Source organism: Aeromonas sp. 9A (assembly GCF_963900955.1).
GTDB lineage: Bacteria > Pseudomonadota > Gammaproteobacteria > Enterobacterales > Aeromonadaceae > Aeromonas > Aeromonas salmonicida.
The window spans coordinates 4,016,989-4,040,254 of sequence record NZ_CAWRFG010000001.1; the positions used below are offsets into that span (position 1 = coordinate 4,016,989).

At 57.3% G+C, this 23,266-nt stretch carries 19 protein-coding genes; 7 read left to right on the plus strand and 12 right to left on the minus strand.

Going from position 1 to position 23,266, the window contains the following annotated elements:
• Position 1 precedes the first annotated feature (1 nt).
• A complete protein-coding gene (locus AACX78_RS18555; RefSeq protein ID WP_159167072.1) occupies positions 2-739 on the minus strand; it encodes a substrate-binding periplasmic protein in 738 nt (245 codons plus the stop codon).
• A gap of 208 nt (positions 740-947) precedes the next feature.
• On the opposite strand from AACX78_RS18555, the gene AACX78_RS18560 reads away from it, so the two are divergent.
• Positions 948-1,376: a universal stress protein gene (locus AACX78_RS18560; protein WP_111588397.1), complete on the plus strand. Its 429-nt coding sequence runs from the start codon at positions 948-950 to the stop codon at positions 1,374-1,376.
• Between the two features lie 67 nt (positions 1,377-1,443).
• Here the strand turns inward: AACX78_RS18560 and AACX78_RS18565 are convergent, their stop codons facing one another.
• From AACX78_RS18565 to gpt, 6 genes are all read right to left on the minus strand, one after another.
• A complete protein-coding gene (locus tag AACX78_RS18565; protein ID WP_159167073.1) occupies positions 1,444-2,079 on the minus strand; it encodes a murein L,D-transpeptidase catalytic domain family protein in 636 nt (211 codons plus the stop codon).
• Between the two features lie 155 nt (positions 2,080-2,234).
• Positions 2,235-3,488: a glutamate-5-semialdehyde dehydrogenase gene (locus tag AACX78_RS18570; protein WP_159167074.1), complete on the minus strand. Its 1,254-nt coding sequence runs from the start codon at positions 3,486-3,488 to the stop codon at positions 2,235-2,237.
• Between the two features lie 97 nt (positions 3,489-3,585).
• Entirely contained in the window at positions 3,586-4,689 is a 1,104-nt protein-coding gene (gene proB, locus AACX78_RS18575; RefSeq protein WP_011898405.1) for a glutamate 5-kinase, read from the minus strand.
• A gap of 231 nt (positions 4,690-4,920) precedes the next feature.
• On the minus strand, positions 4,921-5,313 hold the full coding sequence (gene crl, locus AACX78_RS18580) for a sigma factor-binding protein Crl (RefSeq protein WP_059111349.1): 393 nt from the start codon (positions 5,311-5,313) through the stop codon (positions 4,921-4,923).
• A gap of 60 nt (positions 5,314-5,373) precedes the next feature.
• A complete protein-coding gene (frsA, locus tag AACX78_RS18585; RefSeq protein WP_159167075.1) occupies positions 5,374-6,642 on the minus strand; it encodes an esterase FrsA in 1,269 nt (422 codons plus the stop codon).
• A gap of 110 nt (positions 6,643-6,752) precedes the next feature.
• A complete protein-coding gene (gene gpt, locus AACX78_RS18590; RefSeq protein ID WP_005317860.1) occupies positions 6,753-7,220 on the minus strand; it encodes a xanthine phosphoribosyltransferase in 468 nt (155 codons plus the stop codon).
• Between the two features lie 931 nt (positions 7,221-8,151).
• On the opposite strand from gpt, the gene AACX78_RS18595 reads away from it, so the two are divergent.
• A complete protein-coding gene (locus tag AACX78_RS18595) occupies positions 8,152-9,603 on the plus strand; it encodes an aminoacyl-histidine dipeptidase (RefSeq protein WP_159167076.1) in 1,452 nt (483 codons plus the stop codon).
• Between the two features lie 721 nt (positions 9,604-10,324).
• Here AACX78_RS18595 and AACX78_RS18600 read toward each other — a convergent pair.
• The 5 genes from AACX78_RS18600 to AACX78_RS18620 all read right to left on the minus strand — a co-directional run bounded on the left by AACX78_RS18600 (position 10,325) and on the right by AACX78_RS18620 (position 16,653).
• Positions 10,325-11,326, minus strand: a complete 1,002-nt coding sequence (locus AACX78_RS18600; RefSeq protein WP_159167077.1) for an ABC transporter ATP-binding protein — start codon at positions 11,324-11,326, stop codon at positions 10,325-10,327.
• Positions 11,323-12,381, minus strand: coding sequence for an ABC transporter ATP-binding protein (locus AACX78_RS18605; protein ID WP_159167078.1), 1,059 nt, complete (start codon positions 12,379-12,381; stop codon positions 11,323-11,325). The genes AACX78_RS18600 and AACX78_RS18605 overlap by 4 nt, the downstream gene beginning before the upstream one ends.
• A 25-nt stretch (positions 12,382-12,406) precedes the next feature.
• Positions 12,407-14,224 (minus strand): extracellular solute-binding protein, encoded by a 1,818-nt coding sequence (locus AACX78_RS18610; RefSeq protein ID WP_059113177.1) that lies wholly within the window; start codon positions 14,222-14,224, stop codon positions 12,407-12,409.
• A gap of 149 nt (positions 14,225-14,373) precedes the next feature.
• On the minus strand, positions 14,374-15,417 hold the full coding sequence (locus tag AACX78_RS18615) for an ABC transporter permease (protein WP_159167079.1): 1,044 nt from the start codon (positions 15,415-15,417) through the stop codon (positions 14,374-14,376).
• A 210-nt stretch (positions 15,418-15,627) separates the two neighbouring features.
• Positions 15,628-16,653 (minus strand): ABC transporter permease subunit, encoded by a 1,026-nt coding sequence (locus AACX78_RS18620; RefSeq protein WP_081097883.1) that lies wholly within the window; start codon positions 16,651-16,653, stop codon positions 15,628-15,630.
• Positions 16,654-17,399: 746 nt separating this feature from the next.
• Here AACX78_RS18620 and AACX78_RS18625 point away from each other — a divergent pair.
• The 5 genes from AACX78_RS18625 (at position 17,400) to AACX78_RS18645 (ending at position 23,257) form a co-directional block, all read left to right on the plus strand.
• On the plus strand, positions 17,400-20,006 hold the full coding sequence (locus AACX78_RS18625; protein WP_159167080.1) for a TonB-dependent receptor plug domain-containing protein: 2,607 nt from the start codon (positions 17,400-17,402) through the stop codon (positions 20,004-20,006).
• Positions 20,007-20,114: 108 nt separating this feature from the next.
• Positions 20,115-20,879 (plus strand): DUF3450 domain-containing protein, encoded by a 765-nt coding sequence (locus AACX78_RS18630; RefSeq protein WP_111588389.1) that lies wholly within the window; start codon positions 20,115-20,117, stop codon positions 20,877-20,879.
• A complete protein-coding gene (locus AACX78_RS18635) occupies positions 20,876-22,249 on the plus strand; it encodes a MotA/TolQ/ExbB proton channel family protein (protein WP_159167081.1) in 1,374 nt (457 codons plus the stop codon). Before AACX78_RS18630 ends, AACX78_RS18635 begins: the two co-directional genes overlap by 4 nt.
• Positions 22,250-22,259: 10 nt before the next feature.
• Positions 22,260-22,787 (plus strand): MotA/TolQ/ExbB proton channel family protein, encoded by a 528-nt coding sequence (locus tag AACX78_RS18640; RefSeq protein ID WP_159167082.1) that lies wholly within the window; start codon positions 22,260-22,262, stop codon positions 22,785-22,787.
• Positions 22,788-22,849: 62 nt separating this feature from the next.
• Positions 22,850-23,257, plus strand: a complete 408-nt coding sequence (locus tag AACX78_RS18645; protein ID WP_021139802.1) for an ExbD/TolR family protein — start codon at positions 22,850-22,852, stop codon at positions 23,255-23,257.
• Positions 23,258-23,266: the final 9 nt, after the last annotated feature.

The window sequence follows — 23,266 nt, forward strand, 5'->3', positions numbered from 1 at the left end:
GTTACTTCTGCACCCGCTGCTCCAGCTCCTTGATAAAACCGCGATAGTAATCATGGAGTTGATAACGTCGATAGATCTCGGCCAGGGTGCCGCTGCGGATCAGGCGCACCATGCCCTGATCCCAGAGTTGCTGCAGGCGGGCCCCCCGCTCGGTATCGGCAAAGATGGGGTAGGTCGGGATCCAGCGCAGGAAGGTTCGATTCATGTTGGCGGGAATGGCGTCGGCTGAATAGAGCACACCGGCGGTCAGGTAGTAGCGGTAACGCTCCTTGGCCAGCAGTTGCAACGCCATGTCGTGGCTGTCAATCTCGTACCAGCGCATGGAGACCGGGATGTACTTGTCGAAGGCCCAGCCCCTCAGCCACAGCACCCCCTGCCCTTTCAGACTGTTTTCACCCAGCCACTGGGGTTGCCACTTCTTGAGCATGAGCACAGTCAGATCGTCGGCAGAGGCGGGATAGTCCGGCTGGCGTACGCCGTTGACCTCGTCCCGATAGACCCCCATCGCCATGTCGCCCCTCTTCTGCGCCACCACCGCCAACGCCCGCTTGTAGGGCACTATGTGCGGGACGACCTCATAGCCATGGGGCTGATAGATGGCACCGACGATATCCAGATAGATGCCCCGCCCATCGGGCTGGCAGAAACCGGGCCAGTCATCGCAATAGACATGCAAAGGGTCGGCCCTGCCAGGCAAGCAGAACAAGAGAAACAGCAACGAAAGCAGCAGACGAACCATGATTCACCATTTCCTCGGTGGCGATGCGCTCATCGGACGGATCAGCCTGCGCGATGAGTACACCAAAGCCATACCACATGATATGGGGATCTCGAACCGAATCACCTCTTTTTCCCTGTTTTGCGAGCGAGTCGAGGGTTATTGCCCTCTGAATGGGTATTATTGACAATAAGATTCATTAGTAACCCAACCATAGGGGAGCCTTCATATGCCATCCATCAAAACCCTGCTCTGCCCCGTCGATTTTTCCCAGATGTCCCAGTCAGTGCTCGACTATGCGGTGTTCATGGCCCAGAGCCATCAGGCCGAGCTCAAGCTGATCCATGTGGTGGATCAATTGCATGGTTTCGACAGCTACAAAATCCTGCACATGACCGCTGTCGAGATCACCCACGAAATGGAACGCCAGGCCAAGACCCAGTTGAAAGAGCTGGTTGCCACCCTGCCCATTGCAGCCAGCTTCGAAGTACGCTTCGGCCGCGCCGCCGACGAAATCGTCATTCAGGCAAAAGAGGACAAGGTTGATCTCGTGGTCATGGGCAGCCATGGCCGTTCCGGCCTCAGCCACCTGCTGGTGGGCAGTGTCGCCGAGTCAGTAGTGCGCCACGCCCCCTGCCCCGTGCTGGTTGTCCGCTAACCCTTCCATCGCCAATCAACGAACCAAGGCCAGCACTCTGCTGGCCTTATCTCTTTCAGAAACGCGCTCAACCGTGGGCGTAGATGACGCTGCCACCCTTGATGGTGTCTATGATGGCTCTGGACAGCTCCTTGGGCAGCGCAGGGCAGCCCCAACTGCGACCCAGTTTGTCATATTTGCGCAGATGCTGCGGGCTGGCATAGCTGGCCCCATGCACCACAATTGCCCGCTTGCGGGCATTGCAGTTCTTGCCCGGACTCAGGCCATCGAGACGCAGTGAATAGCCGTGCTTTCCCTGATAGGTCTCGGCGGTGCGATAGACACCGAGGGAACTCTGCCTGGAATTCAGCTGATTGGAAAACTGGCGAGCGGCCAGCTCACCTGAATTGCGACCATGGCTGACCCAGGTGTGGTAGAGCAACTTGTGGCGTTTCACGTCGATCACGAACAGTCGGCGCTGGGTCGAGGGCTTGGTGTAATCGATGATGGTGAGGATGGGTTTGCGCTTGTGGCGCACGCTCTGGTAACTGTCGATGGCCTTGCGAAACACCTGCTTGTCGAGCTTGCCTGCCAACCCAAGCTGACGATAGAGATCCTGATCCCAACTGGCATGGCTGCTGGCACTGAAACAGATCGCTCCGAACAGGAGCGGCAAGCTCAACCAGAGCGTACCAAATCGCTTTATCCAATCTGTTTGCTTCATCCTTGAATCTGCTCCCGTTTTTGTTGGTAGCGCAGTGTGCAAAATATCGCCACAGCCTGCTGGATAGTTATATGCAAGCCCCTGATGGGGCGCAAGAAAAAAGCACAAAAATGCCGACCATGGTCGGCATCATGCAGTGCGTTCTGGCTGTGCTATCAGGCGCGGATCAGATAGTCCGCCAATCCTACCCATTTGTAGCTGGTCAGCTCGGTCAACCCCATGGGGCCGCGGGCATGCAGCATCTGGGTCGACACCGCCACCTCGGCACCCAGGCCAAACTGGCCACCATCGGTGAAACGGGTGGAGGCGTTGACGTAGACAGCAGCCGAACCGGCGCCGTTCACGAAACGCTCCGCATTGGCGAGATCATTGGTGAGGATGGCATCGGAGTGACCGGCATTGTGCTCGCGCATATGGGCCAGCGCCTCGTTCACGTCCGCCACCAGCTTGATCCCCAGGGTCAACCCCAGCCACTCGGTATCGAAGTCTTCCGGGCCTGCTTCGCACAGGTTGTCGGCACCAGCCAGCAGTAACATGGCGTTGGGATCGGCCACCAGGGTCACCTGGCGCTCGTTCATCAGGTGGACCAGCTGCGGCAAGAAGCTCGCCGCAATTTTCTCATGCACCAGCAGGGTATCGAGGGCATTGCAGGCCGAGGGGCGCTGCACCTTGGCATTTTCGATGACCGCCAATGAGCGCACCGGATCGGCACTCTCGTCCACGAAGACATGGCTGATGCCAAAACCACCGATGATAACGGGGATGGAGCTGTTCTCCTTGCACATCTTGTGCAACCCGGCGCCGCCACGGGGGATGATCATGTCCACATAGCGATCGAGACGCAGCAGCTCGCCCACCAGCGCCCGATCCGGATTGTCGATGTACTGTACCGCTTCGGCAGGCAAGCCGGACGCAGCCAGCGCGGCCTGGATCACCCGCACCAGTTCCAGATTGGAGTGGAAGGTCTCGCGACCGCCACGCAGTATGCTGGCATTGCCTGTCTTGAGGCAGAGACTGGCGATATCTATGGTCACATTGGGGCGCGCCTCGTAAATGACGCCGATGACGCCGATGGGCACCCGACGGCGGGAGAGGCGCAGGCCGTTTTCCAGCACCCGGCAATCTATCTCGGCACCGACCGGATCATCCAGGGTGATCACCTTGCGCACATCGGCCACTATCCCGGCAAGGCGTGCCGGGTTGAGCAGCAAGCGATCCAGCATGGCCTCGGTGAGGCCTGCCTCGCGGCCCGCCGCAATATCTTTCTCGTTGGCAGCCAGGATCTGGCTGCTGCGTGCTTCCAGCTCGTCGGCAATGGCAGCCAGCGCCCGGTTTTTCTGCGCCGTACTGATGGTCGCCAGCTGATAGGCGGCTTCACGGGCCGCCTGCCCCATTTTTTCCAGACTCATAACCTAATCCCTTTGTCTCTCGACTCTGGGTACCACCCTGGAGCAGTACCATATCGTCTCTGCGAATGGACCATTTATCCCGTTCTATCGAACGGCCTTAGAGCAGTACCATATCATCTCTGTGAATGGCCACGGCCCCATAGCCGTAACCCAATACCTGCTCGATGCTGTCCGAATGCACGCCGCGCAGCTTGTTGAGCTCGACGTGATCATAGCGACAGATGCCCCGCGCCAGCTCGACGCCTTTGGGATCGAGAATGCGCACCACGTCGCCACGGACGAAGTCGCCCTTCACGGAGACTATGCCCTTGGGCAGCAGGCTGGAGCCTTTGTCCTGCATGGCGGCAACAGCGCCTTGATCGACCTGGACTTCACCGTGCGGGGGCGGGCCGGCCAAAATCCAGCTCTTGCGTCCCTCCAGCGGGGAAGCGAGCGCCGGGAACAAAGTACCGATACGCTCACCTCTGGCGAGACGACCGATCACTTCGGGCATCTGGCCGGTGGCGATCACCACCTTGACCCCGGCACGGCGCGCCACATCGGCCGCCTGCAGCTTGGTTGCCATGCCGCCAGTGCCGAGCCCGCCGACACTGCCACCCGCCAACTTGCGCAGGGTATCGTCTATGGTCTGCACCTCTTCTATTAATTGTGCATCAGGGTTGCTGCGCGGATCGGCGGTAAACAAGCCTGTCTGATCGGTCAGCAGGATCAGCAGATCGGCATCAGCCAGGATGGCGGCACGAGCCGAGAGGTTATCGTTGTCCCCCACCTTGATCTCGGCGGTTGCCACGGCGTCGTTCTCGTTGATGACGGGAATGATGCGATGATCGAGCAGGGTACGCAGCGTATCGCGAGCGTTGAGGTAGCGTTCCCTGTCCTCCAGATCGGCACGGGTCAGCAACATCTGACCGATATGCAGCCCATAGAGGTTGAACAAGTCCTGCCATACCCGGATGAGCTGGGTCTGGCCTACCGCCGCCAGCATCTGCTTGTTGGGCAGGGTGGGCGCCAGCGGTGGGTGGCCCAGATGTTCACGCCCGGCGGCAATGGCCCCCGAGGTGACCACCACGACTCTATGGCCGTGACGATGCAAGGCGGCACACTGTCTGACCAGCTCCACCATGTGGGCACGGTTAAGCTGGGAAGATCCCCCTGTGAGCACGCTGGTGCCCAGTTTGACGACTATGGTTCTGTTTTCCATGGGAGCAAGAAGGCTGAAAAATTAGGAATCCCTTTATACCCACGGCCCTGTTGCCCTGCAAGGCAATTAAGCCCGCGAAAGCCCGCGAGCTGTGTTCGGATAAAGGAAGGAGCCAGGCAGGCTTGCCTTGCAACGAAATAAGCCAAGACTCAGGAGAGAGTGTGAGTGGAGGAAAGCAGGGTGGAAAGATGGCCCTGCGAGTGAATGGACAACTCGCAGGGCACAAGATCATCAGGCGGCGGTGACCGCCAGCTCGTTGGTCACCTGCTCGGCAGGGGAAAGCTGGCACTCCAGCAAGGTGAGCTTGTCACTGATGAGCTTGTAGAAGCGGTTGAGGGTTCGCTCGACTTCTGCCTGGTGCTTCTTGGGCAGCGGCTTGTTGATCCACTCCCCTTCTGCATTGTAGAAACCGACCTGATAGTGATAACTGAAGCTGCGATCCTGCTGTTCCAGCACCAGCCACCAGCCCCAGAACTCCCGCTTGTCCGGTGCCGGCTTGGCACTGACACAGACGGAAAGACAGTCGAAACGGTAACGGCCCTCTTCACACAGGTCCTCACGTAAATAGGGGCCGATAGCGGCAAACTGCCTCAGCAGTCGCTTGTAAGTCACTCTTTCTGACATGTTAACCTCCCTGTTGAACAAGCCACATCACCTGGGTGACGTTATGTTTTTAGCGCTAAATCATGTACATAGGTGTTTTTTAAGCCAGTCGATCATCTCTTTCAACGCCTCGTCGTACACCTCCAGCAAGGGTTGTTTGTCGAACACCACCGCCTTGCCATTGTGGCTGGCGGCTGCCAGCGCCCGTACATCTTGCTCGGGGCAAATAAAATCCTTCTTGTGTCCGATACTTAATATCGGCACGGAAGTGCGAGTCCCCAGTAATCCTTGCGTCTTGAGTGAAAATACCTGGCACTTGGTGCGCAGCAAGTCCCACTGAGCCGCATCGGCCCCAAGGCGGTTCGCCAGTCCGTCGCGCATCATGCGCGGGCAGCGGGCAAACATCTCCTGATTGGTGAACACCTGATTGACGCCGGCACCGATGCAGACGACGGTTCTGAGTTTGAACGGTTCGATGAAGGCCAGCCGTGCCGCCACATTGCCCGCCAGACGAAAGCCTACCATGGCAATGCGCTGATGATCGACCCAGGCAACCTCGGAAAGATGGTTCAACACTGCCTGATGCAGGCGACTGGTGTCCTGCACCAGCGGCCAGTGTTCGGCATAGCCGATGCCCGGCATATCCAGCGACAACATGCCGATGCCGTTGGGTTCCAGATACTTGAGGTAAAGGCTGAGGAAATCGACCTGCAAGGAGTCTATGCCACCGCTGACGATGACCAGGGGCACGGGTTTGTCGATGGTCGGCAGATGCAGATAGCCCTGAATGCTCTTGCCACGAAATGGCACCTGTATCTCTTTGAGGGGGACCTTGAACAGACGGCCCGCCTCGCGGTAAGCCATGTTGCAGAGCAGCTGAGCCTGATCGGCCAGCTCGTCATTCTTGAAATGGGGATAGCTGGCGATGGAGTAGTAACGTACCGCCTTGAGCAGATCTTTGAGAGCTGCCGCCGAGTCACCTTGCTCCGCGAGTGCCCGCCCCTGCTTGAAGTAACTGCCAGCCAGCAGACTCCACTCGTAGATCCAGTTTCCGGGCACATATCCCTTGATGGTATCCAGGTAACGCTCGTGGGTGCGCTCACCCTTTCCCATGGCGATGCAGGCCAGGATCTGTTCCACTTCGACCGGATCCGCCCCCTGCCAGGCCCAGGTGGGTCGGCGCAGCAGACGATACCAGTGTGACGACATGGAACCGTCGATAAAGGTTTCGTCCAGATTGGCATCTTGCTCTTCCACCGGGCTGCTGTTGGAGATTTCAGACGTCTCCAGCACCTTCTTTACCCGGGTGAAAAGCTTTTCGGTCAGGTTAAGGTCATCATTCAAGTCCAAATCAATTACTCATACTGTCAGGCAGTGGTCCCATCTTAACCACTTTTCACGCCAGGCAGCCAGTTACACCACAAAAAAACAGGGCTCCGGATGGGAGCCCTGTATGGTGATTACTCTTCGTCGCAGATTGGATGGGCGAATTCCAGCGCCATATCCCATGGCTGCTCAATCCAGGTGTCTTGCGGAATGGCGACCTCGAAATCATCCACCAGCGGCTCACCCATCGGCTTGGCGAAGATGGTGATGAACTTGGCTTTGGGATAAAGATCGCGGATTGCCTTGGCAGTGCCACCGGTATCCACCAGATCGTCCACCACCAGCCAGCCTTCACCATCACCTGCGGTGGTGGCAGCCTTCACCACCACCAGATCACGCTGGTTGTTGTGGTCATAGCTGGAGATGCACAGGGTTTCGACATTACGGATGCCAAGTTCGCGAGCCATCAGCGCGGCGGGCACCAGACCACCACGGCTAACCGCTATGATCCCTTTCCACTGGCTGACAGGCAGTTGACGACGGGCCAGACGGCGCGCTTCACGTTGCAGGTTATCCCATGAGACGTAGAATTTTTTCGGCATGTTATCGATCTCGAAGAGTTATATAAAACAATTACTTAAAAAATAATCGCCTCGCGTTCACGCGCGGCTGAGTTAATGCTGGCGCCTCTGTCTCCCGAATTCGGCTTGCACGTTGGCTGCCTCAGGGCTGGAACCTCGGCAGCAAAAACGGATTCAATGAAAGCGGGATGGGCATAGCTGGCGGCCATGTCGTTTGGAGGAAAGACCCCAGACAGGCTGTTGGGCCGGAATGATAGCACCGTTTGCGGATAAATTGACTGGCAAACGTATGCGAAATGCAGGAAAAAAACTGCATCATCCCGCTCGCGCCATCCGGCTTTGGCCTGCCACACGAGCTGCATAACCAGACGCTGGCGCCAATTGCAGATAAAAAAATAGCAGGGGGAGGATAGATTCCTCGCTCACCTGCTGCTGCATCTTGCGTGTTGCCCCTGTGGGGCGCCCCTGGCTTAGCGGTAAGCGAAGGGATTCGGGTAGCTATAACCCTGGGTATAAAGTGATTGGGCAAACCAATAGGTTGAATTGCTGCCGGACATAGTAAAACTCCTGATTGCTTAACAAGTTACGTACCTTTAATGCGGGCTCAAATCCTTGAACAGATACTCGGTTCCATGGAGGCGCACTTGCTTTGCTTCGGTTCCCTGGAGGCACTCCTCGTCATCCTGACGGGTGGCGAACCACGGTCACTAATTTACCAGCCGGCGCCATAAACACAATGTTTTTGTGATATGCGTCACATAATTTCTTTTGTGCTGGGTCTGGTCACTCACACATCGGCTGCACGCTGTGAAGCGCCAGATTGCCAGCACAAGCCGCCCGCAATTTGCGCTGTTCGCTCACATTTTTGTGTGATTGACTGTATTATCGTTATCCTCTTCCCCGGCCCGTTGATGGGGCCCAATCATTTTCCTTGCTGGTAAGGAGTCCCGACGTGGCACAGCTTAGTTCTCTCTCTCCCAAACTGATTTGGCATTTCTTCGAGCAGATCTGCTCCATTCCCCACCCTTCCAAGCACGAAGCCCGCTTAAGCGCCTGGATAATGCAGTGGGCCCAAGAGGAAGGTCTGGCAGTCAAGCAAGATGCCGTGGGCAACATCATCATCAAGAAACCGGCCACCCCCGGGATGGAAAACCGCAAGGGTGTGGTGCTGCAGGCCCATATCGACATGGTGCCCCAGGCCAACGCCGACACCCAGCATGATTTTACCCAAGATCCCATCGATGCCTATATAGATGGTGACTGGGTGACGGCCCGCGGTACCACCCTCGGTGCCGACAACGGCATGGGCATGGCAGGCTGCCTAGCCGTGCTGGCCGACAAGAGCCTCAAGCATGGTCCGCTGGAAGTGCTGCTGACCACGGACGAAGAGACCGGCATGACGGGGGCATTCGGACTGGAAGCAGGCTGGCTGGAAGGCGAAATTCTGCTCAACACCGACTCGGAAGAGGATGGCGAGGTCTACATGGGCTGCGCCGGTGGCGTGGATGCCAATATTCGCTTCCCGCTGGAGCTGGTAGCCACTACCGAAAGTGAAGGGTTTGAACTGCAGGTGAAGGGGCTGCGTGGCGGTCACTCCGGCGTTGACATCCACCGCGGTCGTGGCAACGCCAACAAGCTGCTGGTACGCCTGCTCAAGGCTGCCGAGCCACTGGGGGTGCGTCTGGCCGAGATCCACGGCGGCACCCTGCGCAACGCCATCCCGCGTGAAGCCCGTGCCAAGCTGCTGGTGCCCACTGCTCACGTCAATGAATTCAAGGCCCTGGTCGATCGCTACGCCGGTATCTACCAAAGCGAACTGACCGCCACCGAAGCCAACCTGACAGTGCTGCTCACGGCTCAGGACAAGCCGGCCAGACTGATGAGCGAGACCCTGCAGGCCCGTCTGCTGGACGCCCTGATGGCCTGCCCGAACGGCGTTATCCGCATGAGCGATGCCATCCCGGGCGTCACCGAGACCTCCACCAACCTCGGCGTCATCAAGACGCTCGAAGGTGAAGTCTATGTGCAGTGCCTGATCCGCTCCCTCATCGACTCCGGTCGCGAGAGCGTCGAACAGATGACTCGCTCCCTGTTCAATCTGGCCGGTGCCAGCTGTGAATTTACTGGTGCTTATCCTGGCTGGGCGCCAGATGTGGACTCCCCCGTCATGGCACTGGTACGCAACAGCTACCAGACCCTGTTCGGCGAGATGCCCAACGTCATGGTGATCCACGCTGGCCTGGAGTGCGGCCTGTTCAAGAGTGCCTACCCGGACTGGGACATGGTCTCCTTCGGCCCGACCATTCGTGGCGCCCACTCACCGGACGAGAAGGTACATATCCCGGCCGTCGAGCGCTTCTGGCAGCTGCTGGTCCATGTGCTGGAACAGATCCCGGCCAAGTAAACCTGCAAGCTCATCAGCGGGAGTCGGCCTCTGATCTTTCGCAGAATAGGCTAGTCCGCTAGCACTATGATTTATGCCCCGCCCAGTGCGGGGTATTTTTTTGCAACCGTCACCTGCAGAGCCGTGCCAGCACACTCCCGAAGAGTCGGATCGGCGCATCTGCAGGCCCCCTTCTTTGATCCACCCGCCCTTCATCTGTTTGAGCATCCCAATACCGCCATCCTGCGATGCATGTCTCTGAAACCGTCTCCATGAACAGAACTGGGTTTGAAAACCTTTTCCATGATTTATGTAACTTTACCACTCAAAAAGTTGATCCATATCACATAAGGCCATAGGATCAAATTGTGACTCAGGTCACAAACAACAATTAGATAACAGAGCGATGAGGTGAATATATGTTTGAGAACCTGGCAGTATTGTTCCACCTTAAGGGTGCAACCAGCAAAAAAGGCGCCGTAGAGAAAGACACCTACGCCCCGTCAACCCGTGAGTATTACTTCCGTTACGGTGCCTGATGCATCAGGGAAGTACATTAAAAGTAGTAAAATTACACACATTATAATCCGTACAACAGCCACCCCATGTCGGGGCCGCTGTCCTGCCTTGGCCAGATGTTCCACGGCCAAACCTGAACTCCAACCATGAAGATGGGGCCCACAGGCCCCATTTTTTTATTGCTTCTCTTCCCTGCCCTCTGGCTGTGACGCCAGCAGCGACATCACACCGCCTTTCCCAACGGCACCACCTCAGCCACCGGCAAGGGGGTGTGGCAAGCTACCTCATGGGCATCCCCATCACAAATCTGCAGGCTCGGTGCCGTATTGCGGCACAGATCCGTGGCATGGGGGCAACGTTGATGAAAGTGGCAACCGCTGGGCGGCGATATGGGAGAAGGTACATCGCCGGTCAGCAGGATGCGCTGGTTGCGACGGCGCGGATCCGGTACCGGAATGGCCGAGATCAGCGCCTGGGTATAGGGATGGCGAGGGGACAGGTAGAGGGTTTGCGCATCCGCCAGCTCGACAATCCTTCCTAAATACATGACGGCAATGCGATCCGAGATGTGCTTCACCACCGACAGGTCGTGAGCGATGAAGATGATGGCGAGGTTCATCTCCCGCTGCAGGTTGAGCAGCAGGTTGACGATTTGGGACTGCACCGACACATCGAGGGCCGATACGGCCTCGTCGCACACCAGCAGCTTGGGCTTGAGGGCGATGGCGCGGGCGATGCCGATGCGCTGACGCTGGCCGCCGGAGAACTCGTGCGGGTAGCGATCCACCGCACTTTTCGGCAAACCGACCTTGTCCAGCAGCGCCAATACCCACTCTCGCCGCTGCTGGCTGTCGCCCTTGCTGTGGATGATGAAGGGCTCTTCCAGGATCTGGCCAACCGTATGGCGGCTATTGAGGGATTCTGCAGGATCCTGAAACACCATCTGCATCTCCTGGCGCAGGAAACGCATCTCTCTGGGCGAGAGCTGGGTGATATCCCGCCCCTCGAAACTGATGGTGCCGGCAGTCGGCTCGAACAGCTTGAGCAGGGAACGCCCCAGGGTGGACTTGCCACAACCTGACTCCCCTACCAGCCCAAGCGTCTCCCCCTGTTTCAGATCGAAACTGATGCCATCCACCGCATAAACGGTGTAGTGCTTTCGCAAAAAGCCACCGCCCAGCCGGAAGTGCTGTTTCAAATCCCGCACGGATAAAAGCGTGTTCATACGGCCAGCTCCTTCCAATGGTGACAAGCAACCCCGTGATGGGGATTGAGCTGTTCGGTCGCCGGAATGGCGATCACACAGAGCTCGGTGGCATGGGGGCAGCGATTGGAAAAACGACACCCGGCCGGCATCTCGTGCAGGGCGGGCACCTGACCCTTGATGGTCTTTAGCAGGCTCTTGGGCACATCTTCCAGCCGAGGGATCGAGCTCATCAGACCATGAGTATAGGGATGGCGCGGACTGTCAAACAGCTCAAAGACATCCGCCTGCTCCACCGCCCGGCCGGCATACATCACCACCACCTCGTCACAGAGCTCGGCCACCACACCAAGGTCGTGAGTGATGAAGATGATGGCCATGCCCGTCTGGGCCTGCAGCTCTTTCATCAGCTCCAGGATCTGGGCCTGGATGGTCACATCCAGCGCCGTGGTGGGCTCGTCACAGATGAGCAGGTCCGGCTCGCAAGAGAGCGCCATGGCAATCATTACCCGCTGGCGCATGCCACCCGACAGATTGTGAGGGTAGACGGCAAAGCGCTGGGTTGGCTCAGGTATGCCCACCTTCTGCAGCATGGCGATAGCCGCCTCCTTGCGCTGGACCTTGCTGTACTCTGGCCTGTGAAGGCGAAACACCTCCATCAGCTGATCACCGACCGTCTGCACCGGGTTGAGCGCCGTCATCGGCTCTTGGAAGATCATCGAAATACGGTTGCCGCGAACCTTGTACATCTGATCCGGCGCCAGGGTGAGCAACTCCTCTCCCTGAAAACGGATGGAACCCGCCACCACCTGACCATGGGGCTTGGGCAAGAGCCCCATGATGGCGAGGGAGGTGACGCTCTTGCCGCAACCGGACTCGCCAACTATCCCCAGGGTCTGGCCCGGGGCCACAGAGAAGCTGACCCCGTCGAGTACTTTTATCTTGCCGTCGTCGACGGCGAACTCCACCTCAAGATCACGTACCTCGAGAATAGAGGCGCTGCTCTGGCCGTTATCAACGGTGAACTTCACCCCATTATCTCGGACGTCGAGGATGGGAGCCTGTATGGTTGGCATAACAGCCGCTCCCTTCTCAATGGCATCAATGATGTGCATAGGTCTTGTCGAGCAGGTTGATGGGCGCCAGCGCCTCTCCTGCCTCCTTGGCTTGTTGGGTCTCTTCCTTCACCTTGGGATCGAGCCAGAGCAGGCCGCCGCTGCTGTGGGGGTAGCCATCCATGGGCCAGTAGAGCAGATCCGGGGTATTTCTGGTGGCAGGCACCTCGGGCAGCATCACATGGCGCCAGCTGCTGGCCCGCACATAGTTGAGCTGCACCCCGGGCACGAAGATGGCGAGATCATAGATACGCTGCTGGATTTGTTGTGAGAGCTTGGCCCGTTTGGCCATGTCGAACTCTATGTTGTAAGCGTCGATCAGAGTGTCGAGCTCCTTGTCAGCCACGTTGAACAAGTTGTTGGTCTGGGGCTTGTTGGCGTTGGCCGAATGGAAGGATTCCCAATACTGGGGATAGAGACCGCCGCCGCCCCAACCGAGCCAGGCTGCCTCGTGTTTCTTCTCCAGCATCACCTTGAAGCCGGTGGCGCCATCCACCAGATTGAGCTCCAGATCCAGGCCCGCCTTCTTGGCTTCCTCTTTGAGCACAGTCAGTCGCTTGGAGTGCTCCTGGGTGGTGTAAGTGAGCGCCAGGGTCAGCCGCTCGCCCTTGTCGTTTTGCAAGATGCCGTCCGGCCCCTGCTTGCCATAGCCGCCCTTGGCGAAGTACTCCCGTGCCTTGGTGATGTCATAAGCCCGGCTTGGCAGTGACATGTCGGTAAAGTCACCGAAACCCGAGCCGAAAGTGGTCGCCCTGTCATAGTCGCCACGCAGTACCGTCTCGATCATCTTGTCGAGGTTCATGGCATGCTGAATGCCAAGGCGCACATTCACGTCCGACAGTTTGGGGTTACTGACATTGAGGTGTACCCCCTGCCCCCCCTGCTTGGTGTCGGTCATGGCCATCACCTTCTGCACATACCCTTTCTTGTATTCCGGCGTGACCGCTTTTTCATGCCACCAGTTGGGCAGGATCATCTCGAAAGTATCGAGCTCCCCCTTCAGGAAGTGGCGAAACGCTATGTTGTGATCCCGGATCACCTGCACCTTGATGGTGTCGATATTGAATCTGTGCTGGTTGTAACGATCGTCTTTGGCCCACCAGTCTTGCTGCTTGCTGAAGGTGATGGACTTGCCCTTCTTGACCTCGCTCATCACATAGGGACCCGTGGTCGGGACCACCGCCCAGTTGTACTTTTTCACCCAGTTGGGATCGAGCTTGTAATAATGTTTGGGCTGGGGCCACAGCTCGGTAGTGTTGAGCAGGTCCAGCTTGGCCTTGCGGCTGCCCGCCTTGACCAGAATGGTGTGGGCATCAATCTTGTCTACCGCCACCACTTCCGTGGTGTAGTAGTTGTTGAACCAGGGCCCCTTGATGTGTTTGGAGCGCATCATCTCGTAGCCGAAGGTGTAATCATCGGCAGTGACCGGCTTGCCATCGGACCACTTGGCCCGGGGATCCAGCTTGAAATAGACGGTCTGGCTGTCCGGTGCTATGGCCCAATGGGTCGCCAACGATGGTATGGGGTTGCCGGTGTTGGGGTGAAAACTGATGAGTCGCAGCTGGTTATCCAGAATATAGGAGCGGAACGAACCATTGGAGTCCGGCCCCACGGTGCGAAACGTCAGGGGAAAGCTGTCGACAAACATGGTGATATCACCACCAGGCAACGCCTTGGGAGACGCGAATGTCGGGTCAGTATCGTTGGTCTCCCATTTGAGATCCGCGGGCAGATTGGCGGCCCAGACCCAGGATCCGTTTACCAGTAGAAAAAGAGCACCTATCCATTTGATTTTATTGTTCATGTTTGACTTCCAAGTCTAGCCCCTGCACTGGGGGTCTTGATTGATAACGGGTTTATCCCTTGCTCCCGGGACCACCTGTGGTGGCAGCCCGCCCTTCATTAATTACTGTTTGTAGCCAGCGTATACCAACGCGGTGTGGCGCCGCTTCCTCACTGATAACGGGTAAATTTGCGCGGGTCAAACGCCTCGCGGATCGCCTCGCCGATAAAGGAGACCATGATCAGCACCAGACTCACCGCCGCCACCACTGAGCTGACAATCCAGATGGCATCCAGATTGTTGATGCCCTGGGAGAGCAATTCCCCCCAGCTCGGGGTCGGCGGCGCCAGACCAAAGCCCAGATAGTCCAGCGCCGTCAGGGTGGAGATGTTGCCCACCACGGCAAACGGCGCCAGGGTGACGATCATCATCAGGGTATTGGGCAGTATGTGGTTGAAGATGATGCGTTTGGTGGTGGCCCCTTGCGCCCGCGCCGCCATCACATAGTCTCGCGCCCGTTCCTTGTAGGTGAGGGTGCGCATGTACCAGGTGATCCCCATCCAGCCGAACAGCACGTTGATGCCGACAAAGAGGCCGAAGTTGGGCTTGGCCAGCGACACCAGTATCATGATGACGTAGAGAAACGGCACCTGGGACCAGATCTCGATGAAGCGTTGCAGGATGAGATCAAAGCGCCCGCCGAGGAACCCCATCATGCAGCCTATGGTCACCCCTATGGCGTAACTGGCCGCCAGGGCGATAAAGGCAAAGCCGATGGCGATGCGAAAACCGTACACCAGCCGCGCCAGCACGTCGCGACCGCTGGTGTCGGTGCCGAGGAAGTGGTGCTCCGCCACACTGGGCGCGTAAGGGGGATAGGCATCCTCCTTGAAGTCCTGTTCATAAGGGTTCCAGGGCACCAGCGGCAGCAGTACCCAGTCGCCTTTGCCTTGTGCTGCGAACTTGGCCTTGAGCTGGCGGTAATTGGTCTCGTACTCGTAATCGAGCCCGAAGTGCTGGCCCGGGATCACATCACCGTAAGTGGGAAAATGGAGCTGACCCTGATAGCTCACCATCAGCGCCCGGCTGTTGACCAGCAGCTCCGCCAGCAGGGAGAGCACCACCAGGGCAGTGAAAATGACAAATGAGTAGAAACCGCGCTTGATCGACTTGAAGCGCTTGAGTTTTTTCAGCGTAACCGGGTTGAGATTCATGGTTATTCTCCAAACCGCACGCGGGGGTCAACAAAAGCGACACAGATATCGGAAACGACATGGCGTGATATCAGCATTGGCATGACAAGAGAGTTCTGGTTCATGTTCACTCTCCAAACCGCACGCGGGGGTCAACAAGGGCCACACAGATATCGGAAACGACATGGCGTGATATCAGCATCGGCATGACAAGAGAGTTCTGGTTCATGTTCATTCTCCAAACCGCACGCGGGGGTCAACAAAAGCGACACAGATATCGGAAACGATATTGCCCACCAGCATCAACATGGAGGTGATGGCCAGAATGCCCATGACGGTGGGGTAATCACGCTCGACGATCGCCTCGTAGCCAAGCAGGCCTATGCCGTCGATGTTAAAGATGGTCTCGATGAGGAAGGAGCCGCCGAAGAAAACAGTCAGCACGCTGCCAAGATGGCTGGCAATCGGGATCAGGCTGTTGCGCATGGCGTGGTCGGTGACCGCCTTGCGAAACGGCAACCCCTTGGCCACGGCGGTACGCACATAATCCGCCGACAGATTCTCCATCAGGCTGTTTTTCATGGTCATGGTCAGGATGGCGAAATCCCCGATGGCGTAGGCGATGAGCGGCAGCAGGGCATGGGCAAAGACGGTGCTGACCTGATCCCAGCTGCTCTCCATGGATTCAAAGTCGTCCCCCGGAAAACCGCCCATGGGCAGCCACTCCAGATGGAAGGCGAACACTGTGATGAGGAAGATCCCCACCACGTAGGCGGGCAGCGCATAGGCCATGTAGATGAGCATTGAGCTTAAAGAGTCAAAGCGGCTGTTATGCCTGAGGGCTTTGGCAACCCCGAGCGGTATTGATACCGCATAGCTGAGCAGAAAGGTCGCCAACCCGAAAAAGGCCGTCACGGGAAGCTTGTCCTTTATCAGATCCCATACTGGCTCGTAGTAGCGGGTCGACTCCCCCAGATCCAGCACAGCCAGCTTCTGCAGCCACTCCCAATAAGCGACCAGCATGGGCTTGTCCAGCCCGTAAAATGCCTTCAACTCCTCGATCTGTTCATCGGAGAGCGCCTGAGCCCCCTTGCTGCCACTGGATCGCCCGGTCTCATTCTGTGAGACCTGAGCCTGCAACAGCATGCGTTCGACCGGGCCGCCCGGCACGAAACGGGTGATGGAGAAGACGAGCAGGGTGATACCGAGAAACGTCGGGATGATCAAAAGCATCCGACGTAAGAAATACGACAGCATGGTGAAACCTCGTCCTTGTTGTTCTTGTGTGGCTAGTCAATTCCGATGACCTGCCTGTCCTTCCTGGCATTACTCACTGGATAGTCTGTTTATTGGCAGACAATCCGCTCGGTCACTGTAAAAGCTCTGCAACAAAAATCAAGTACAAGAAAGGGTAAAAACGATGGAAATGGCCACTTGGTGTAAAAGCCGCAAGAAAATGACGTTTTTTATTTAAAAAAGAAAAATCAAAACAAAACGCTGGCTATCAATTAAATTTTAAAAACAATAAACAGTTGTTTAACTGCTATTAAAGAAAATCCAACCACATGAATTTAAATGGCTTTATCTTCCAGCCCACCGAACTGAAAACGATATCAACACAACACCTCTATATTGTTCTACGGGTAACTACCAATGGTATCTATCGCCACTAAAACAGTGTTTCCTCCTTTTTTTTCTCATTTTCACAAAACAAGATACAAAGAGACATCAGCATTAATAATAAGTTCATCACTTTTTAGTTAGGCGACACAAAAGGCATTTAACAAAATTTTCACATTGCTTTGACTGTTATTCATAGAATTATTCACTGAGAAAGCGCCACACAAATAACACACTCCTCTTATTGCACTCAGCTTGCACTCAGCTCTCTGCTTTTCCCCTGCTCCATTGACGTCACCAGCCAAAGATTGATAAGCCTTACGCATCGCTCCAACGAGGGCGGTATGGAAGCAAACAAAAAACAACCAGGAAGGATATAAGCGATGCTTAGGAAAAGCAGACTCTCTGCTGCCGTAGCGTTTGCCTTGGCGAGCGCGGCAGTTATGACCACCCCTGTCTTGGCCGAAGAAGGCCAAAACGTCGAAAAGCTGCAAAAAATCAAGGTGACCGGCTCACGTATCTCCCGCGTCGATGTGGAAGGTGCCACCCCTGTTGTCTCCGTCAGCAAAGCCCAGATTGAGCAATCTGGTCAGCAGACAGTGGCTGACTACCTGAAACAAGCCTCCTACAACTCCTTCGGTGGTGTATCCCCCTCCTCCGGCAGCTCTTTCCAATCCCAGGCCAGCGTAGGCCTGCGCGGCCTTGGTTCGGAGCGCACCCTGATCCTGTTGAATGGCAAGCGGGTAGCGGGCTCTCCCACCATGGGTGGCACAGCCATCAACCTCAATACCATCCCCATGGCGGCGGTTGAACGGGTGGAAGTGAACCTGGATGGCGGCTCAGCCATCTATGGTTCCGATGCCATCGGCGGTGTCATCAACGTGGTGCTCAAGGAAGGGTATGAGGGCTTGACCTTCCAGGGCCGCATCGGCAGCCCGACTGAAGAAGGGGGGGATGAGAAGAGTGGCTCCATCGTCGCCGGTGTCGCCGGTGAAAAAGGCTCCCTGATGGCGGTCTATGAGCACGACAAAAAAGACGTCATTTACAGCCGTGATCGCGACTATCTCTCCAAGCAGGGCAACGACTCTCCCAGCGCCTATGGACGCAACGTGGAAGGGATTACTGGCCTGGATGGCAATGGCGACCCCATCTGGAAATATGGCCCGCTGGCGGGTGCAACCAATGCAAACGGCACCTGCAAGGAGCCCTTCACCAATTTTGGAGGCGGTTGCAACTTCAACTACGGTCAGGTTGCTGCCACTACTGCCTCCCGCAGCCGTGACACTCTCTATTTGAATGGTCGTTATCATATCAACGACAACGTCGACTTCGTGCCCCAGATCATCGGCTCCCGGGTCGAGAGTTTCGGTCGCTTTGCACCCGCGGCAGGGGTTTTTACCATAGATCCTGCCAACCCGAAAAACGCCCAGTTCTTTACCGACAACGGCCTGGATGCCGCAGCCACTCAGGGTCTGGGCGAGGCGGCCTATGCCTACTATCGCTTCAGCAACGTCGGTACCCGTGACAATCTGGTTACAGACACCACTGGCAGCATGAACCTGGGTTTTGAAGGCACCCTAGCCACCGAAAGCGTCGGTGACATGCAGTGGAACGCCGGTTACATGTACTCCAAGACCGACAACAAGGAGAATGGCACCGGTTATGTACTGAAGTCCGCCGCCCAGAAGGCGGTCGAAGATGGCAAGTTCGTCGGCGGCGAGTTTGATGCCTCCACCACTGCCTCCATGGCCGCCGACACCAGCCGCCGCTCCACCATGGACTTCTACCAGTGGTATGCCGGTGTCCAGTGGGACATGGGCGAACTGCCGGCCGGGCCTGTCAGCTGGTACGCTGGGGCCGAGTACAATGACTGGGTCTACGTCGACAAGTACGATGCCCAGTCAGAAGCTGGCAACGTCATAGGTTCAGCGGGCAACTCCTCCGGTGGAGTAAGGGATGTGACCGCTGCCTATATCGAGTCACTGGTCCCCATCACGGACGAGGTTGAGCTTAACGTCGCCGGTCGTTATGACAAGTACAGTGACTTTGGCAGCGCCTTCTCGCCCAAGGCCAGCCTGCGCTACCAGCCGCTGGACAACCTGATGCTGCGTACCTCCTGGTCCCGGTCGTTCCGTGCTCCCAGCCTGAGCGACCTCTACTCTGCAGACTCCGAGTCTGCCGACTGGGCCAAGGATTATGTCTATTGCGCAGCAAACGGTATCTCGGCTGCAGCATGCCCGAACCAGCAATACACAACCATCCGTACTGCCAATGAGAATCTGAAAGAAGAGACTGCCGACACCTGGAACTTCGGTGTGGCCTACAGCCCGCTGGATGATCTGAATCTGTCGCTGGACTACTACACCATCAAGATCACCGATCTGATCCAGCTGAACTCACTTCAGTCCATCATCTATGACGAGCTGAACAACGGCAGCTCCAGCAACATAGTGCGTAACAGCCAGGGCAAAATCAAACAGGGCACGGCTCCCATGGTCAACCTGGGCGAGCTGAACACCAGCGGCCTGGACTTCAAGGCGGACTACAAGTACGACCTGAACATGGCGACAGTGCGTTATGACTTCGGTGGTACCTATATCCTGGAGTACAAGGAAGGTCTGTATTCCGGTGGCCCTGTCATCGACAAGATCGGGCAAAACGGCAAGCCACAGCTGCGCTTCAACACGGGTGTCGGTGTCAATGTGCCCCAGTGGTGGAACATGGATACCTACCTGAGTGCCAGCTACATCGACTCCCAGAGCCAGGACTACATCGCCGATACCGGTGCTGAAGTGGGTCACATTGCGTCCCAGACTACCTGGAACCTGAACGTCGGCGTGGAAGCCCCCTGGGATGGCAAGATCCAGGTTGGCGTGAAGAACATGTTCAACGCGGCCCCGTCACTGGAAAGCGATGGTTTCACCTATGACGAAGACGTGTACAGCATCGATGGTCGCATCTACTACCTCGACTACACCCAGAAGTTCTGATCAACCCCGTTGATATACGACTCAAGCCGGCCCGGTCGGGCCGGCTTTGCCCAACGTCCAAGGAAGTTACGGAGATAGGGTAATCCTATGAAGACAAGGACTATTAAAATGAAGAAAGCGCTCCTCGGCAGCCTGGTATCCGCTGCCTTGCTGACCAGCTTCAATCTGAGTGCCGCCTCTGCCGGTCAGGCAGTGGACGCTCAAGCCGCCACCGACAATGCATCCAAAGTTTCCCAGCAGAAGATCGACACCTACGCCGAATCTGCCGAGTCTGCCCTGGCTCAGTACAAGGCAGCCTTGCGCCAGGCGGACAGCCTGCGCGCTTACAACGAACAAGTGGGCAAGATGGTCGATTCCCAGGCCAGCGAGCTGGCCTCGATGCAGCGCCAGATTGCCCAGATCGATCAGACCAGCACCGAAGTGGTGCCCTTGATGCTCAAGATGATCGACTCCCTCGAGCAGTTTGTATCGCTGGATCTGCCGTTCCAGAAGGTCGAACGGGAGGACCGCGTGGCGGCCCTGACCGACCTGATGAACCGGGCCGATGTCACCATCTCCGAGAAGTACCGCAAGATCCTGGAGGCCTACCAGATCGAGGAGGGCTTCAGCCGCACCATAGAGGCCTACAAGGCCAGTCTGGACAAGGATGGCGGCGAGAAAACCTACGAATTCCTGCGGGTGGGCCGCATCGCCCTGCTCTACCAGTCCCCGGACGGCATGGAAACAGGAGTCTGGAACAAGCAGACCCGCCAGTGGGAAGCCTTGCCACAAGAGTATCGCAGTGCAGTCGAACAGGGCTTGCGTATCGCCAAGAAGCAGGCACCGCCCGCGCTGATCAAGCTGCCGGTACAAACTGCGGAGAAAGCATCATGAAAGGAATCAAACTCGCCATTGCCTCCCTGATTGCGGGAGCTACCCTGTTCACCCTGCCGGTGACTGCCGCCGAGAAACCGGTGGACCTGAACGCCCTGCTGAACCAGGTCAAGGCCTCCAGCCTGAGCGAATCCCAGCTCAACAAGGAACGGGAAGCCCGCTTCCTGGCCGACAAGAACCAGCAGACTGCGTTGCTGGCCAAGGCCAAGGCCGAGCTCGCCGCCGAAACCGCCAAGGGCGAGCAGCTCAAGGCCACCTTCGATGCCAATGACAAGCAGCTGACCGAACTGACCGACACCCTGCGCCAGCGTTCTGGCAACATGGGTGAGATGTTCGGGGTAGTGCGCCAGTTTGCCGGTGAGTTCAAGGGCATTTTCCATGCATCGCCCATGCGGATCCTGCATCCGGAGCAATCCGAACTGCTGACCAAATTGGCAGAGAGCAAGGAGTTGCCCTCCAGCGAAGAGCTGGAAGCCTTCTGGACCGCGACCCTCAGCCGCATGGTCGATGGTGGCAAGGTGAGCCATATACCGGCAACGGTTGTGTATGGCGAAGGCAACCAGGCAGACAAGACAGTCACCCAGATCGGTGAGTTCAACACAGTTCTGGAAGGCAAGTACCTGAACTTTGTGCCGGAAACCGGCAAGTTCGAGCAGCTCTCCCGTCAACCTGACAGCAAGATCACCTCACCGATCGCTGACTTTGAACAGGGCGGCGATGGCCTAAAACCCATCTATATTGACCCGTCACGGGGTGTGATCCTCTCTCTGCTGGTGCAATCACCGACACTGGGCGAGCGTATCGATCAGGGTGGCGCAGTAGGCTATGTGATCCTGGCGCTGGGTGCCATCGGCGTGCTGCTCGCCCTGTTCTGCGGTGCTCGTCTCTCCCTGATCGGCGGCGCCATGCGCAAGCAGCTCAAGTCCGACAAGGTGATCAAGGGCAACCCGCTGGCTGACATGCTGACGGCCTATGAGACCCACCGCGGTGACAACATAGAGGATCTGGAATCCAAACTGGATGAAATCATACTGCGCAACGTGCCCAAGCTCGAGAAAGGGGTCGGCATCATCAAGCTGATCGCCTCGGTGGCGCCGCTGCTGGGCCTGCTGGGTACAGTGGTCGGCATGATTGCCACCTTCCAGGCCATCACCCTGTTCGGTACCGGCGATCCCAAGCTGATGGCGGGGGGTATTTCAGAGGCGCTGGTCACCACAATGCAAGGTCTGGTCGTCGCCGTGCCCATGCTGTTCCTCTATACCCTGGTACAGACCCAGAGCCGCCGCCTGATCCAGATCCTGGAAGAGCAGAGCGCCGGTTTCGTCGCCCGTTATCAGGAAAGCCTGCACGCCTCCAAAGCCGCAGCGTAAGGAGTCTCCCATGTGGTTCTGGTTGATAGAAGAAGCGGAGTCCATTCGCCGCTTCCTGGGAATGGGAGGAGATGTGCTGGTTGCCATCTTCTTCCTCACTCTGCTGATGTGGGCCCTGCTGCTGGAACGTTGGATCTATTTTCTGACTGTCTACCCGCAGCAGGCGAAAGGGACACACCAAACCTGGCAGGCACGCCAGGATCATCTCTCCTGGTCTGCCAAGCAGATCCGGCGTGAGCTGGTCTCCCGGGTGGCGCTGGCCGTGGACAAGGGGATGCCGGTCATCAAGGTGTTGATCGCTCTCTGTCCCCTGATGGGGCTGCTGGGAACCGTGGTCGGCATGGTGCAGGTGTTTGACACCCTGGCCATCACTGGCACCGGCTCCCCCAGAGCGATGGCATCCGGTATCTCCAAGGCAACCATTCCGACCATGGCAGGCATGGTCGCCTCCCTCTCGGGCTTGTTCTTCGCCAGTCGCCTTGAGCACAGGGGCCGACTCGCTGTCGACAAGCTGGAAGACAGCCTGAAACACGGATAAGTCAGGGACAGATAGCTGGCGGGGAGTCTCTCCCCGCCCGATACAAGCAAGGAGTTTTTGCTATGAGAAAGCGTCACAGCGCAAGCAGCGCAGACGAGGCGGCGATCGATATGACCCCCATGCTGGACATAGTGTTCATCATGCTGATCTTCTTCATCGTCACCACCTCGTTCGTCAAGGAAGCCGGGGTTGAGATCAACCGCCCGAGCGCCAATACCGCCGAGACAGTGAAAAAAGGCAACATCATGGTCGCAGTCCGTGAAAACGGTCAGGTCTGGGTCGACAAACGCATGGTCGAAGTGGGCGCAGTTCGCGCCAACATAGAACGACTGAGAGCGGAAAACCCGGAAGGCGCCGTAGTCATTCAAGCCGATGTTGAATCCCGCTCCGGTGTCGTGGTGCAGGTGATGGATCAGATCCGCATGGCGGGAGTACAGAACATCTCCATTGCCGCCAACAAAGACGGCTGATGCCAGGGG